General features: G+C 26.0%; 15 protein-coding genes. 5 read left to right on the top strand and 10 right to left on the bottom strand.

What is annotated here, in order from left to right:
• The first annotated feature begins 990 nt into the window (after positions 1-990).
• Positions 991-1,569, top strand: coding sequence for a Bdr family repetitive protein (bdr, locus tag U880_RS11760; RefSeq protein WP_024654701.1), 579 nt, complete (start codon positions 991-993; stop codon positions 1,567-1,569).
• Between the two features lie 63 nt (positions 1,570-1,632).
• Here the strand turns inward: bdr and U880_RS10515 are convergent, their stop codons facing one another.
• From U880_RS10515 to U880_RS0102920, 8 genes are all read right to left on the bottom strand, one after another.
• Positions 1,633-2,106, bottom strand: a complete 474-nt coding sequence (locus tag U880_RS10515; RefSeq protein ID WP_024654700.1) for a hypothetical protein — start codon at positions 2,104-2,106, stop codon at positions 1,633-1,635.
• A gap of 64 nt (positions 2,107-2,170) precedes the next feature.
• A complete protein-coding gene (locus U880_RS11755) occupies positions 2,171-2,719 on the bottom strand; it encodes a hypothetical protein (protein ID WP_024654699.1) in 549 nt (182 codons plus the stop codon).
• Entirely contained in the window at positions 2,653-3,162 is a 510-nt protein-coding gene (locus U880_RS11750) for a plasmid maintenance protein (protein WP_024654698.1), read from the bottom strand. The genes U880_RS11755 and U880_RS11750 overlap by 67 nt, the downstream gene beginning before the upstream one ends.
• The gene (locus tag U880_RS0102945; protein ID WP_161626514.1) at positions 3,150-3,602 is read right to left on the bottom strand and encodes a hypothetical protein; all 453 of its coding nucleotides are present in this window, start codon (positions 3,600-3,602) and stop codon (positions 3,150-3,152) included. Before U880_RS0102945 ends, U880_RS11750 begins: the two co-directional genes overlap by 13 nt.
• Positions 3,603-4,471: 869 nt before the next feature.
• On the bottom strand, positions 4,472-5,035 hold the full coding sequence (locus U880_RS0102940) for a hypothetical protein (RefSeq protein WP_024654696.1): 564 nt from the start codon (positions 5,033-5,035) through the stop codon (positions 4,472-4,474).
• A gap of 133 nt (positions 5,036-5,168) precedes the next feature.
• Positions 5,169-6,362 carry a ferrous iron transporter A gene (locus tag U880_RS0102935; protein WP_024654695.1) on the bottom strand — a complete coding sequence of 398 codons (1,194 nt, stop codon included), beginning with the start codon at positions 6,360-6,362 and terminating at the stop codon, positions 5,169-5,171.
• Between the two features lie 128 nt (positions 6,363-6,490).
• The gene (locus tag U880_RS0102930) at positions 6,491-7,084 is read right to left on the bottom strand and encodes a hypothetical protein (RefSeq protein ID WP_024654694.1); all 594 of its coding nucleotides are present in this window, start codon (positions 7,082-7,084) and stop codon (positions 6,491-6,493) included.
• A 541-nt stretch (positions 7,085-7,625) separates the two neighbouring features.
• The gene (locus U880_RS0102920; protein ID WP_152520382.1) at positions 7,626-8,540 is read right to left on the bottom strand and encodes a P12 family lipoprotein; all 915 of its coding nucleotides are present in this window, start codon (positions 8,538-8,540) and stop codon (positions 7,626-7,628) included.
• A gap of 312 nt (positions 8,541-8,852) precedes the next feature.
• Here U880_RS0102920 and U880_RS0102915 point away from each other — a divergent pair, with 312 nt between their 5' ends.
• From U880_RS0102915 to U880_RS0102900, 4 genes are all read left to right on the top strand, one after another.
• Positions 8,853-9,635 carry a hypothetical protein gene (locus U880_RS0102915; protein WP_024654692.1) on the top strand — a complete coding sequence of 261 codons (783 nt, stop codon included), beginning with the start codon at positions 8,853-8,855 and terminating at the stop codon, positions 9,633-9,635.
• A 240-nt stretch (positions 9,636-9,875) separates the two neighbouring features.
• Positions 9,876-10,709 carry an FAD-dependent thymidylate synthase gene (gene thyX / locus U880_RS0102910; protein WP_024654691.1) on the top strand — a complete coding sequence of 278 codons (834 nt, stop codon included), beginning with the start codon at positions 9,876-9,878 and terminating at the stop codon, positions 10,707-10,709.
• A 220-nt stretch (positions 10,710-10,929) separates the two neighbouring features.
• Positions 10,930-11,748: a hypothetical protein gene (locus tag U880_RS0102905; RefSeq protein WP_024654690.1), complete on the top strand. Its 819-nt coding sequence runs from the start codon at positions 10,930-10,932 to the stop codon at positions 11,746-11,748.
• Positions 11,749-12,872: 1,124 nt separating this feature from the next.
• A complete protein-coding gene (locus U880_RS0102900; RefSeq protein WP_024654689.1) occupies positions 12,873-13,868 on the top strand; it encodes a hypothetical protein in 996 nt (331 codons plus the stop codon).
• A 437-nt stretch (positions 13,869-14,305) separates the two neighbouring features.
• Here U880_RS0102900 and U880_RS0102895 read toward each other — a convergent pair whose 3' ends face one another.
• Positions 14,306-15,157: a complement regulator-acquiring protein gene (locus U880_RS0102895; RefSeq protein ID WP_024654688.1), complete on the bottom strand. Its 852-nt coding sequence runs from the start codon at positions 15,155-15,157 to the stop codon at positions 14,306-14,308.
• 241 nt (positions 15,158-15,398) lie between these two features.
• Entirely contained in the window at positions 15,399-16,259 is an 861-nt protein-coding gene (locus tag U880_RS0102890) for a complement regulator-acquiring protein (RefSeq protein ID WP_024654687.1), read from the bottom strand.
• Positions 16,260-16,358 lie beyond the last annotated feature (99 nt).

The following is a 16,358-nucleotide window of genomic DNA, read 5'->3' as shown; positions in this document are numbered from 1 at the left end:
AAGCTACCCAAAAAAATACAGAGTTACCAAAATTAATACAGAGTTACCAAAAAAAATACAAAGTTGACAATTCTTTAAAACAGATATATATTTATTTAAAATAATTAGTATAAAAAAATTTTTTAAAAAAATCAAACATCAAAAAAATAAATGAAATTATATTTAACAATAGTACAAATAATATTATAATTGAAATAAATCCTAAAGAAATTATTAATTTTTGCACAAATTACCTCTTAATATCAAATAGTACAGAACTTAAAGCAATAGGTATCTTGCTTTCTTCTGGTATTCCATTATTTAAATTCACCAAAAAAAATTTTACTATCACTAATTATACACATGATACTATTACTTACACATCATCATCTAATTTACAAATTAAAAATCATACTTTGGTCAACTCCACACTAATTATAAATGCTATTTATTTCCTAAAAAAACATAAGTTTAATATTATTTATATAAAACTTAATCGTATTCTCAAAAAATTATTTCTTGCAAATATAACTACTAAACATTTAGAATATATTTATTCTATTATTCTTCAATCTCTAAACAAAAAGGACAATTCTTACTTTTATGAATCCATTTTAAAACATCCAAAATACAAAAGTATCAAACTTGTAAGTAAGCCTACTTCACTAAATAGCCTTGAAAACTTAATTTTTATTAATTCATTTGAAAATTTACGTATACATAATACTGCAAATTTATTATTTTATAAAAATAGCAATAATGAATTACAGTCTACTATTGCTAATCTAATTGAATCCTTTTTTCTTGATCAAAACTCTAACAAAGATATACATACTCTCAAATCATACATTAACCTAAATCTAAAGCAATTGGGCATTTCCTATAAAAAACTCACAAAATACAAAAACAAATCTTTTCTAATATCTTCGTATCTTAAACATCAACTAAATTCACTTATTTTACTTAACAATAAACCCCCAAAATATTATAATAATATATAAGGAGATTTTCATGGAACATATGATACAGCCAGTAGTAACCAGACAAATGGTGTTAAATGAACTTGTAAAAGTTGGTATGGATAGAGATATTGCAGACGATTTATCTTATAGATATTATAAAAACGAACTTACTACTAAAGATCTTGAACTTCTAAAAATGGCATTCAAATCAGATATTAGAGATCTCAATAATAAAATTGACACTGTTGAAAATAACTTAAATAATAAAATTGATACTAAATTTAATGAACTTGATAATAAAATTGATACTAAATTTAATGAACTTGATAATAAAATTGATATTATTGAAAATAACTTAAAATCAGATATTAGAGATCTCAATAATAAAATTGATACTGTTGAAAATAACCTAAATATTAAAATTGATACTGTTGAAAATAACTTAAAATCAGAGATTTCTTTTGTAAGAAAAGATATGGATCTTATAAGAAAAGATATGGATATGAACAAAACAGAACTTAATAGTAAATTAAAATTAAATAATTGGATGCTTGGAACTATTATTACAATTAACGTAGGAATTCTTTTAACATTAATCTCAATAATTAATTCAATTATAAATAAATAAACATGAATTACTAATTCTACAAATCTTTAATTAGTAAAATCAATAATTCATATTAATCTCTAGTTAACTTTGAATAACCTCTGGCTGAATAACTTCTGGCTTAGTAGTAGGCTTTTTAACTGCTTTAACTTTAGCTGCTTTTGCTTGTGCTTGATCTTGTGGCACAACCTGTTCTTCTGCTTGATCTACAGATTGATCTTTTTGATCTTTTTCTACATCTCCTGATTGATCTTCTGATTGTAACTTAATTTTAGGTTCAACTACCTTTTTTCTTTCTAAATTACCAAGAAAAATTTCCTTATAATCTCTGTAAAGAGTCTCTAAAACACCAGCAAGCAAACTATATTTCTTGATTTCACAATTATAATAAAGATTGTCCACTAGTTGAATTTTAATATCCAAATTATCTGTATATTTCTTGCTTATCCACTCTTTAACATATGAAGATACATACTCATAATCAATATCATCAGAATTTAGTATTAGGAAATTAACTATTGTCTCATCATTTTTTTTAGACTGAATCTCATCGCTCATATAAGTTTGCCAAAATCTATCTCTTCTTAAATAAAGTCTTCTTGTTAATACTTTAAAGTAAATTTCATATCATCTCTCCTTTTGCATTTTGCATCAAAATTTTATCTTTATCTGGATCTTGCTCTTGATATGGAAGCATAATTCCCAAACTAGCAAGAGAAAGTCCTTTAGTAGTCTTAAATCCTTCAAAATTAGTGTTAATTTCTGATCTCGGCGGGCGTACGGCAATATTATCTCCCCTACTCTCTTCGTACAAAGGGTAGAACTTTGCAATATCATCACTAGAATCGCTATTTTTAGCACTTCCTACATAGGATAATATTTCTTCTTTGCCCTCCATTCTTAACTTTGCCTTTTCTTCTTCTCTCCTTCTGATTCGCTCTCTTCTTTCTTCTTCTTCTCGCCTAAATAACCTCTCTATATATTCTTGTTGTCGTCTGAGTTGCAGTTTGCGTTCTTTTTCTGCTTTCTCTTTTTCTTTTTTTTCTTCTTCTTCGTCTTTCACTTTTTTTGACGCATGAAATTCAAAATTTTTGCTTGCTAATCTTATTCTTTCGCCATATTTTTCTTTTGTCGTCGTGTAATTTTTCTTATATTTATAGGCAAGTACCAATCTTTGAATCGGCCCTCCCATATGAGATCATAGTCGTTTATTACGCCATCTGTTCTTTTCATCATCATCCACACTTTGTACTTGTACCTGTTGCCAAATTGCTTTAGAAAGTGTTGCAAAATATCTTCGATGTCATATTCTTTCCCATAATCATTTATGGCAGTCTCCAAATCTAGCAGGGCGTTTATGTACGTTGAATCGTTGTTGCTCAGCTCTTTCACCTGTTGCATATAGTTTTTGCTTATTTTGTGCACTTCTATCAGTCTAGTTTTTACGCCAATTCGTTTAAATTGCACTTTTTCACTTTTTTGTTCAACGCTTTTTGGTTTTTTACATGAAAGACTTTTTACAGAGTTTTTCTCTAAAGAGTTCTTAGAATTCTCTTTATTTATATTGCTTATATTAGCTTTATTAATAACATCCGGTTTTTCTATATGCGACATTTTGATGAAACTTTTACATTATTTTCTTGTTTGTATTTTTGTAAAATAATCATTTTTAAAGTTTCAATATCTCCTGCTATCACTAAAATTTCAAACATTACATTTGATTGCTTCTTTTCTTTTATTGTTTTGATCCAATAAAGTGCATCATCAACATCATAATCATCTGGAAAAGATTTATCTTCTAAGTCTTCATCTTCATCAACTTCTTCTACTGTTACTTTAGTCGTTGTAATACCATCATTGAAAGAACTTATATCAAGAAGATTTGGGACAACAACATCCGCACTTTTAACATCAGGATTTTCGCAAGAATTTTCTTTTTCATTAACAACAGATCTTTTACTTCTTTCATGAAATGTTCTAAGATTACCATATTGTGAAGATTCAATATATTCATCAAAATTATCTCCAATAGCATCTTCATTGGATATTTCCATTTCACCTATTACTACATATCTTTTCCCATTTAACATTTGATGAAACAAAATAATAAATATATTCATTTCTACACAATTTTTCAAAAATTTTCATGCATGTTTAATATCCTACTCTAACTTCTTTTTATTTGCTTATTGTTCCTCTTTATTAGTATAAATTTTATTATTAACATGAAAAATATAATCTTTAGCCATAAACAGTTATCCAAAAATTTATTTTTGTGACGTAAACAGCAATAGAACTAATATCGATATCTTAAATGCATTTTTCAACTATATTAGTTTTAAAACTAATTTCCCATCTATATCCTACTCCCCATATTTATTAGTTTTATTTATAACAATTTCATATTCCTTCTCAAGGAGATCTTTGACATCGGAGAACTTATCTATTTAAGCCCATACCTTTTCCTGTCAGATAATTCAAAAGAAATCAAAAAAATAACCTGCTCCTCACGAACAAAAATAACTCATATACACAAATCAAATATCTTTATCGAAATAATATATATAAATCCTATTTTATATTTTTAAATTATCTCAATTATTACACTATACTTTTAAATAAACCAATTAGCCAAATCACACAATTAAATATAAAAACGAAAAAATAATTAAAAACAAAATATTATTAAAAAACTTAAAAAGAAATGATATATCCAAAACATTTAATCACAATATACTTTTTTGTTAATTTCTTTCTGAAGAACATCATATATAAAAAAATTATTACTTTTCAGGGCCCTCATTTTCTATATAACGCACTTAAAATTAAGAATTTTATTTTTTCATTCAAAAGAATCTGAAAAAGTTAATACTTTTTCAGATTCTTTTTTAGATCTATCTTAAATATATGCAAAAGCTTCCCTTTACTTATGATAAACCTCAAAAACTCCATCTTCCATTACACACATAAAAAAGGAATTCGCACTCAACAATCTACTACTATACATATAAAAAAGTTCACACAAGCGTTGTCTTTTCGATTCTAACATAATATTTTGTTTTTCCTGAAAAGAAGGGTCCTTTTCCTTTTCATAAGGATACACCCAAAGAGTTGACAATGCAATATCTGTGCCACCATTAATAGCCTTGATCGCTATATATATTTTATTAAGAAATGTTTTAATTTTATCATTTCCTAATTCAGTAAGTAATTTATTTAGTGCTTTTTCGTCATAGTCAAAATTAATTTTATGACCATCATATTCACCATTGTCTTCTTTTTTTGCCGCCTCTAAGGCCTTTTCATCTTGAAGAGATCCTTTAAAAAAATCAAAAGCATATTTTTGATTATCGTCTAGAATACTATCCAAACTATTCATAAATTTTTTATCTTTAAATTTATCATCAAGAACACTTTGAAATAAAGAACAACTGCATATAAGAAATAAAAACAATGCATACATTATATTTGTTTTAATATATTTCATTTGCAAACCTCTACATAATTGTAATTATATTAAGACAATTACTAATATAATAATTATCTTAAATGATAAACAGGCTATAATTATATATAGCCTGTTTATCAAATATAAAAAAATAATAACTTAATACTACTTTCTAATACCAAGGACCATTCTTATCAGTAGAGCTTTGAACTATCTTAAGAGAGTCTTTCATTTGTAGAATCGAACTTACTATTGATTTATATGCTTCATATGACCTAGATTGTCCTTGAACTTTTGAAATTAAAGATTTCATTTCTGTTTCAAGTTTATCCAATCTTTGTTTTGCATGTATTTCCTTTATATATACAAAATTTGTTGCTGTTTTTGCGCTCACTTGAATGTAATTTAATAGTGTCTTAAGATCTCTCTCAAGTTTTTCTTTTGTAAAATATTTAGCCTCTTCTTTAGCTTTAGCTTTAGTAACACTATTAAGACGTGTAGAATACATTTGGGTTTGTTTTGTATTAAATAATAGATAATTATTATATATTTTATCAATTGTATCAATTGCTGAATCTACATTATACCTTACACTTTCTAGATAAGATTTGTATCTGTTGTCTAGTCTTATTTCTTCTTTCAATAATTCCTTATCTTCCAAAGATTCTTCATCATCTTCCCAGTAGTATTGATCATAATCTTCTTCCTCTATTGTATCAGTGTATGCAATAGTATTTGGGCCTGAAATATGTTTTGGCCCTAAATCAGAGTCTATAGTAAAATTAACTTCAATTGCATTGCTTTCAATAGTTTCCTTTAATTCACCACTCTCACCTCTAAGAGAAGTTAATTCTCCATAAGTCATTTTTTGACTATCTAAATTGTACCCTGTTGAAATTTCAGTAATTGAATTTTTACTCTCTACATCCTGATGTTTTTGTTTTTGTATCTCTTCTTTACTAAATTCAGATGTTGTATTTGATAATATAACATTTCGATCTTTCTCATTAAGAAGTACATCAATTTCTTCAAGGCTGTCTTTAAGTACTAATCCCTTTTGCACATGTACATTATCACGTTTCACATCATCCTGAAGACCACTAATTATATCACCTGATAATACATCTTGTGCTAAATTACTACTACCAGATTTCTTACCATTAGTAGATGATCTTTTTTTGACAATTCTTCTTCGTTGCTTAGTAGACTTGACATTTTCAACAGATTGCCCACCAGTATCCAAGATAGAATTAACCTTATCAAATAAAACTAGAGATTTTTCTTTAATTTTATCGTCAAAAATTAAATCACAACTGATAAAACTAAAAAGTAATCCCAAAGACAAATATCTAGTTTTGAATTTCATTTTTCCCTCCTCTAAAGTTAATATTTAACATTAAATTTACATCAATTTGAATAAAAATAAAAAAATCTCTTCCCTTATAAATATAATCATAAATTTATCTCTTTACCCACACCCAAATATTAACATTATTAATGTGAACCTCTATACTCATAACACACACGTTTAATATCATTAAATACTTGATCTTCAGGATCACCACCAACAAAAGGCACTTTAGCAGATGGATCAGCAGATGGCCCAGCAGATGGAGGATTTAAAAACATAAAATAATTATCAAAAACAATAGCAAGTCTTACCTCAATCCTATAATATTCTTTTGCATCCATATTAAGAGCATCATCTCTACCCTCTACATTAGGTGAATTATCTCTCCCATGTTTAATATATCCAAGCAGCTCTTTAACTTTACCCTTATCATGTAATTTTAAGAAAAACCTTTTAACATATTCTTCTACTTTAGATACATCTCCTTTTAAATGAATATTAAAATGAGCTGCACTGGTACGTGTTTTTGGCAATTCATCTTTTAATGCATTAACAAAAAAAGTCAATATACCAAGTTCATCATTACTAAGTTTAAGATTGTCTTTCCAATCAGATTTTAAATCAATATTTTTTAGCTCTTGCAATAACCGAGATTTATTCTTAGTTTTCAATAAACCACAACTCACAAAACAAATTATACAAAATATCAATACAACCCTGCTATACACAAAACTCATCCTATCGTACCTCCAAAATACAAAATTAATTTATTAGTAATAAACATATGTCATTATTACTAATATTCACAATATGTATAACCTAATTCTATTCTTTTTACAGAAAATTGCTCAAAAAACGAAATTTTAATCATAACTACAATGAATTAAGAAATCTAAGATTTTAGTCAAAAGCAAAAATAAAAAACAATAATAAAAACAATCAAACGATATTGATTTAAAAAATTCAATATCGTTTTCCAAGCATAAACACTCTTAACTCCTCAAGCATACTATATCCACACAAAAATAACCTGTCATACTTTTATTGTTAAATTTCTGATAATAAATTAACAGGTACTACAAGTGCCACAGAAATTACTTGAACTCTTTCTTTCCCATACCATTTGTTACTTTACTTGACCATATATACTGTTAAAATACTTTTCCTCATATTCACTTCTTAAATAAAACCTAAGAGAGTCTCCTTTTAACAAGAAGACTCTCCTTTTAAATACTATTGTTAAAAATAATATTTATACTATTACATATTTTTTTATCTTTAAAAACTCTCTCCAAGAACAGATTCTGCATCTTTAATAAGTTCTTCTATCTCTTTCTTTCTTCCTATTACTTCACCTATCCTAGAAGAAGCAGATTCTAATTGATTGAAAGCACTTTCTGCTTCACTTCTCGCCCTTCTAGCTATTGCATCAATGTTTCCTTTTTTTGCCCAACGACTCCTACGTTTATTTTTTAATCTTTCAGTAATAGCTTCTTTCAAAGTCTTTTGTGATTTCTCAAAAAAATACTTTGCAGAGCTTCGCTCATCAAAGCCACTATCAACTTTAATCCTAAGCATATCAATATCATCCCTTTCCTCATTCAATTGATTACGAAATTGAATTAATTTCTGTAGTTTTGGCTTCTCTTTACCATTCTTGAAAGAAGAATTTCCTTTTTTATTGTTAAGTTCTGCTCGGAGTTTTGAGAGTGTATCATAAAAACTAGATTCCAATTGTGCATACTCAATTTGAAGTTTACGTGCCTCCTCAATTAATTGATCAAAATTAGAATCTCTAAGAGCACTTTTTAGATCATCAATTTCTTTTTGAGCTCTTTTTTCGTAATCAGTATCTGGAATTAAATCTTCTTCCTTTATCTCTATCTTTTCCTCTTGATTATAAGGATACCATTGCAACACTGGAATTTCCCTATTAACAGGCTTCATAGCTACCACAGGTTGTCCTACACCTGGAACAAATTGTTGCATTGCTTTATGCCCCTCAAAACCAATGATAACATCTTCTTGATCTTTTTGATTTTCATCTTTCAAATGCAAACCTTTATTATTTTTGTTTTCATCTAAAAATTTTTCTCTTGCGTCAATTAACAAACTATTAAGAACATCAAGATCACATGATAACAAGAATAACAGTGTCAACATAAATGCTGATAATAAAACATTTCTCTTCATATTTCCCTCCTTGACTATTAAAGTATTCAATTATTAAATTTCAATATCAGAATAAAATAATTATTCAATAATATATACCATTTATTCCAAATATCAAAAATAAATTTATAAAATGATAAAATTATTTCACTTAGTGACAATTACAAACTTAACAAAGACAAATGAATAATATACTTCATGAATGGTGATAATAATATTAAATTATATTATTATAATAGATGTAATATATTATGTTCTGTATAAAAAATACTCTGCATTATAACATAAATATCAAAATTGTTTTTTATCACTAGAACATAAAGGAGTTAATTAATGAAAAGAATATATTATTTGCTAATATGTACACTTAGTGTATTGATGATACTATCTTGTAAAAATGGAAGAAATCATTCAGAAGCAACAGATAGTATTTTAGCAAGAGATCAATCAAATGAAGCTGAAACCAAACCAACAACTCCAGAAGAAGCTTATTTTGAATTGCAGATAGGCGTAGAATTACTTAAAGATTCATTAAATTTAAAACCAGAAGTATTTGACGAACATAGCTTTAAAGACATTTTTGACATAGCCTTGGGAGAAAAAAATACTGAAGAGTTTAGACATAGTGTTTATTCCAATTTAAAGTATGATATTAACACTTTAAATAATTTAAAGACGATAGCAAATATTTTAATGTCAAAATCTAATTCTGATGTTAAGAATTTTGCACTTTTAATTGAAAGTTTATCTCATTTGCCAAGTTATGCATTTAAAGTGATAGATGAACAAGGCAAAATCTTAAATAATAATACCCTAACTGAACTTGAATCTAACAAAGATTTAGAGGGACTTAATGAGCTTACTGATATGCTATACAATATGATTTTACAAATAGAACAAAGATTTTTGACAATTCAAGAAATAATAAAAGATGCATCAAAATCTGATACTAAAGAAATACTTTTAAAAAAAATAGAACCTCTTATCAATTTAGATGTGATGCTTAATAATAAAAATTGTAATAATGTTAAACTTTGTCTTGCCAGTGAAACATTGTCTGAACTGCTTAATAAAATTTCAGATAAAGTTAATAATTTAATACAGCAAATGAAATAACATATTATTTCTTGGCATTGTTGATATTATTCATATTAAAGACAATTTATTTAATGAGAAAAGGATAGTAATTAATGCTATTGATAAATAATCAATAATTCATTGATATTGCAAAGTAAAATTAAATTTGCCCAAAATATTTTTTTGTTAAAAAATATGGAATGATTTATATAATAATGGTATATATTGTATAATCTCAGTTGTATGCAGTAAATATTTGTAAGTCTATGGAGTTGTATTTTGAATTTTAAAATTGAAAAAGAAAATTTGTTAAACATAGAACATAAAGTATTAGATAAAGGTTTTATAAAACTTGTTGATTTTATGGGTAGTGATGAGAGAATAATTCAAGCCGCAAGAATTTCATATAGAGGAGAGAGTATTAAGAGAGAAGATAGAGAACTTATTGATTATTTAATAAGAAATGAACATACAAGTCCATTTGAACAAGTCGTTTTTACATTTTATGTAAAAGCCCCAATATTTATTGCAAGACAATGGATGCGACATAGAACAGCAAGGATTAATGAAGTTTCTAGTTCTTATAGTTTAATTAAGGAAGAGTTTTATGTGCCTTTAGAAGAGAATATAAGTACACAAAATGTCACAGATAATCAAGATAATGAAAAAACTGAATATGCATTTAGGGATGAAATATTAAATAATTTAAAGGATAATCAACAATCTTCTTACAAGATATATCAAAATATGATAAATCATAATATTCCAAAAGAAATATCCAGAATTGTCTTGCCTTTAAGCTTATATACCGAATGGTATTGGCAAATTGATTTAAATAATCTCTTTCATTTTATAAAATTAAGATCAGCCTTAAATGCATCAAAAGAAGTTGCTGAGCATTCATCTAAAGAAATGCGTGAATATGCTAAAATATTACTTGAAATTACAGAAAAAATTGTCCCTGTTGCTACTCAAAGTTTTAAAAATCATATCTTAAAAGGTTGTAAATTATCTTATGAAGAGATAGTTGCAATTTCTGGTGCGCTAGATACAAGTAAACTTAAATTAGATGCAAATGCATTAAAGAGATTACAAGATAAACTTAATATTTAAAGCAAATTGCTTTTATGATGATATTTTTAGAATCTCTAAGTTGTTTTAAAGTAAAAAATAATATAAGATTAAACAAACAAAATGTCGATAATTTGCTTAATTTTACATATAGCAAAGATGTGTAGGAATCTGATATATTTTTAAATGATTTTATAAAGAAAACAATAATCTTTGGTATTTTAAGAAATATATTTGATGATTTAATCATAAAGGAGTAGCTTTGATTAGTAAAACGTTTAAAGTAATATTTGCATTTAATTTGTTAATTATGTTACTAATGTTATCTTGTAAAGAAAGACAAGATAATCAAAATGAAATAACAGATGAACAAATAGATGAATCAGAATTTTCTGAAGGTTTTAAAACACCAGAAGAAGCTTATCTGGGATTGCAAACAAGTCTTAATAAACTTAAAGAATTTTATTATTATAAATCTGAAAAATTTGATAAAGCTCAGTTTTCTAGTTTGTTTCGTCAAATTTTAATTGAACAAAATTGCCAGCCTGAATATTGTGATATTACCAATTTTGAAAATAAGGTTTATATTAGCTTCAGACTTGATATTAAAATAATTAAACAATTGAAACTGGTATTTGAAAAATTATTATTAATACCTGCTGGACAAGGTGAAACACATTATGTTGGAGGCACACTTAATAGTTTAAAAATATTTGCGGACATAATACATGGAGTTATAGATGAAAATGGTAAAATTTTAAATAATGATAATTTAGTTTCAATTAAGAACAGTAATGATATAGGGGGAATTGTATCTATTAAAAACTACCTAGATGATATGTACTTAGAAATGGATAAATTTTTAAAGTTATTTGAAAATATGGTAACAGAATTAGTAAAACTTGATACTATAGAGGATTTTAGGAAAAAAATGAATCCATTATATATGTTAGCACATGGCCTAGCACATACTGAAGCTGACAACACAAATCCATTTTTCGTTATCTTTAGTGATATAACGAATTTAAGTAATAAAATTGAAGATAGAATCGTTGATTTAATACTATTTATGGATAATTAATAGTTCAATTGATAATTGCATTATAAGGATATTGCAAAATTAGATTTATATAACAAAGGTATTTAATAGGTATAAGCTAGCAAATTGATATGAGCTTAAAATTCTAGCACATCTAAATATAGCTATATAAATTATACTTTTTTATTATTAATTAAATATTAATAGTTTTAATATTAATAATATTTATTATCTGAATTTAATTTTAATTAAATATTGTTTAATATTGAGTTGCAAATTTTATATTATTTAAGTATAATAAATATTACAGGTTGAGCCACCACCTGATCCAGTTTGCGTATTTTAAATATTAATTTAAAGATGCAGGCTGGCTTTTTTTGTTATACATTTTTTACATTACTTTTAATTATTAGCACCTAGGATTTATTTAAATTAAAGTATTAATTTATTCACATTGTTGTTATTTTTAAATAATGGTATATACTTAAGTATAATTAGAAGAAAATTTATATAAAAAGGATGTTATTAAAATTTTAACAACCAACAAGATTAAGAAAAGTAATATTTGATTGTAACAATTATAATGATTCACATATAATAATAGTTATAAAGATGTATTGTGTCTTATGTTATATAAATATAAAGCATTAAATGTTATAATGTATTACTAGCTTTGATTTACAAATAAATACCAGTCAATACTTTTGCAAAAAGGAGAGCTGGATCAGGTGGTGGCTCGGCTTTATATTTTTTATGAATCATATATTTAATAAATTTTGTAAAAATATCATAAAATAATCTAACTTTTATTTATTATTAATTAAAGATGATTTATCTTTTACTTAAATTATAAGAATAAAAAAATCATAATATAATTATTAGCCAGTTTTATATGATTAACGCATAAAACTAGCATTTTTAATAATTATATTATATGATGCTAATGTAAATTATGCAAACTAAGTATTTATTATTAAAAATTTTGAATACAGAAATAAAATTATGGTAAAATCAAAATAATTTAAATTATGTATTCTTTTTTAAATAAAGGAAAAAATGGAGATAAGTTTAGAATAGATATCTTGATATATTTTAATAATATTCATATGACATAAATATATTATATTTATGTGTTGTAATGCTATAGGCGCAAAAAAGGAGAATATATGAGAGAAGTTAAATTTAATTTATATTTGTTTGCTATTATAACAATATCTTGTAAATCAGGTGATTATGTAGATGGCCAGGAAGACAAAAAAATAGACTTGTCATCAAAAAAAATAGTAACTCCTGCAAAAAAAGTAATAATCCCCCCTGTCATACCACCCTCTGCTTTAACTGTAACTAAAACAGAAACATCAGAGTCAAACCCATCTGTTCAAGAACATAACGCATTAGAGTCCAAAAATAAAGCCTATATTAGATTAAAGAAAAGCATAAGTCAATACAAGGAACAATTTAAAACTGCCTTTAATCAGACTGTAAAAAATACTGAGTCAATGGAAATACTTATAGAATCATTATCAGGTTATGAAAAGGCGGAAGAGTATAACTATATTTATACTACATTAGAAAAGGATACTAATGATATTGATAACTTTAAAAAAGTGCTTGAGGAACTGTTTAATATTTCTTGGTCCCCAACAAGATATAATAATGAGGCAAATATTACTTATTATGATAAGGATGAAAAAATACCAAAAGCAAGATATAATCATCATTATGAAAAAATGATGGTCCAAGCACTGACTAAAATGAAACAAACTCAAACCCAGAAATATGCAAGTTTACTTCTAGATTTAATTAATGTATTATTCAAGATTACATCTTTTATTAACGATCTTTTGTACAAATGTTTACACGATAGCAACTTAGCTCGTTTTAAATCTGCAGAAAAGCTTAATCAAATATACGATCAATTAGATGATATAATGAATAAAAGAAAAGATGCTATTTTGAAGGTTAAGAAGCAAATATCATTGGCCGCAAAACATATTGACGAAGTTAAGATGGTTGATGAGATTAAGAAAATAGTTGAATCTGGAGGAGAGGCTTATTCTGCATATAAAGCTATGGATAAAGCTCTCGATAAAATTTGGGAGTTGAAGTATAATGTAAGATGCAACTATGAATCAACCTTCTGTTGGAATGTAGGAATATAAATTATATGCCCTTTAATAAAACTATTTTAATATGATCAATTTTATTATATGATAAGTAATAGTATATGACAATATTTAAGAAAACTAATTCCCACATATTGTCATAAAAAGGTCAAGCCACCCATCAGCCTAGAAATGCTCAGCTGATGGTTAGTTGTTTGTTTTGAATGGACGAAGCACAAATTTTAAAACTTGTTAAATTATATGCATAATATAATATGTAATAAGTATTACAATGTAATATGTATTATATAAGATTAATTATTATTTGTACAGTAAAAAGCATAAAAAAAACAAAATTTATAAAAAATAATATATTGTTTGCTCTGAACAATAAGATATGTTTTGTAATTTTATGTTTAATTACAACAAAAATAGAGAGAAAAAAGTTATTTCCTCTCTATAAGATTTGAGTTATTTGTAAAGTTTTATTTTAATTATTTTAATATAGTTTGAATATCACCGGATGCCTTTTTAATTTCAGAAATTTCATTTTCAAATATCTCTTTGTATTCACTATTTACACGATTTACTAATGCTTGGCTATCTTTTTGTATGTCACCAGTATTAGAATCATATTCAGCTATAATTTTATCAATAAAACTGATCCATTGTGTTCGAAAATTATCAATTCGATCAAGATTTTTCTTAATATCTCTTAGTTTCCCAAGAATTAAATTATTTAAATTTTGCCCCTTATCATAAATACTAATTATTGCATTTTCAAATTTTGCTTGAACAAAATTCATTCCTGTTTCTAATATCGTTGTTGCAACGACTCGATCACATTTTTCTACCTCGTTCATTATTGTTCCAAATTTTCTAAGTCTATCTTCACTCCATTCTAAAGATGCATAAAGTTGTTTTCTTGCAAGCGTATTTTCAACAGATTGTATGTTTCGTTTGTTGTTATCCTCTATTAAAAATTTAAATACTCCCCATTTCATTCCATATTGTTCATTATCTTCAATTTTGTTGCTATATTCTTCTAGCACATCTATTTCCCTTTTAACTTTTTCTTTTATTAAAGCTATAAGTTCCGTTTTTTCTTTCTCATTTTGTAAATTTTTTTGCTCATCTCCATTTACCTCATCATCTTCTTCTGATTGTAGTAGTTGTGAATAGGCATCAATTAATTGTGGAATAAGATTTGCTTCTTGTGATTTCGCTGCATCATCCCTTTTAACCACACCACCATATCCGCCTTCTTTGTTTAAAGGTCCACATCCAGCCATCATAAATGCTATTACAAATAAAATAAAAATGTTTGTAAAAAAATTTTCTCTCATAAATATTCTCCTTCCTTAAAGTTATTATATCATAAACGATAAATTATAATAATCATTATTATATAATAATATATATTATATAATTCAAAAAACAATATAATTTATAATATAAATATAAATTTTTACAAATTTAAATTTATTTAACATTTGATAATCTTAATTGTTTATAAATTGCATAAATAAAAACGGAAGAGAAGCTCTGCCTCTCTTCCGTAATTTGAAAATGTCATATCTTAATATATTATTTTACTTCTTCTAATGTTTTCTTCATATCTTTCCCTAACTGCTCACTGCTTTTAACAAGTCCAGAAAGAGGATCAGTGTATTTTGGAGTTAGGTATTTATCTACCAAATTTTTTACAGTAGTTTTGATGCTATCTTTATCAGCCTTATAATCTTTAATTAAATCATCTACAAATGTTATCCAGGTATTTCTTGCTTCTTCAAGTTTTTTTACTTGATCATTAAGTTCATTTATTTTTTCAAGGCTTAAAGTATTAAGCTTTTCTTTTTTGTCTTCTATTTGTTTAAATGTAACCTGAATTACTCCTTGTACTTTTTCTCCCACCTCTACAAGATTTTTAGGCCAAGTATCTTTATAAGCTGCCTCTCCTGCTAGCTTTGCAAGTACTTCTCCAAGGCCTTTAATTGCTTCTTTTTTCCAGCTCAAAGATCCATAAAATTTATGTCTTGTATCTTTATTTGTATCTTCATCATAAGTTTTCTGCTTATCATCCTTTATTAATTTAAATACGCTGTCTTTTAATCCATATTGAGTATTATCAGGCTCTTTACCATCTTTATTTACCTTTACTTCCTTTTCAACTTTTGTTGTAAGTACAACTATCAAATCTGCTAATTGTTTAGCCCCATCATCAACACCACCATTAACACCACCATTAACATCACCATTAACATCACCATTAACATCACCATCAGCTCTTGGGATATTTGATGGACCATCACCACTTGTTTTAGTATCTGCACCACCTTTTTGACTACCAGTTGGTATAGCCAAAGTCCCATCAGTATTACAACTGGTAAGCATAAATGCTGTTAAAGCAGATATAGTAATTATGTTCTTTAAAATGTTATTTCTCATATATATTCTCCTTTTTTATTATTAAATAATAATCATTCTTATATAGTATTATATACTATTTTGTTTAAATGTCAAGTTTGTAAATAAGTTTTTTATATT

It is taken from the genome of Borrelia hispanica CRI (assembly GCF_000500065.1).
In the GTDB taxonomy this organism is placed as follows: Bacteria; Spirochaetota; Spirochaetia; order Borreliales; family Borreliaceae; genus Borrelia; species Borrelia hispanica.
The sequence above is the reverse complement of the archived record's forward strand: the minus strand, read 5'-3'. Positions and strand labels throughout refer to the sequence as shown.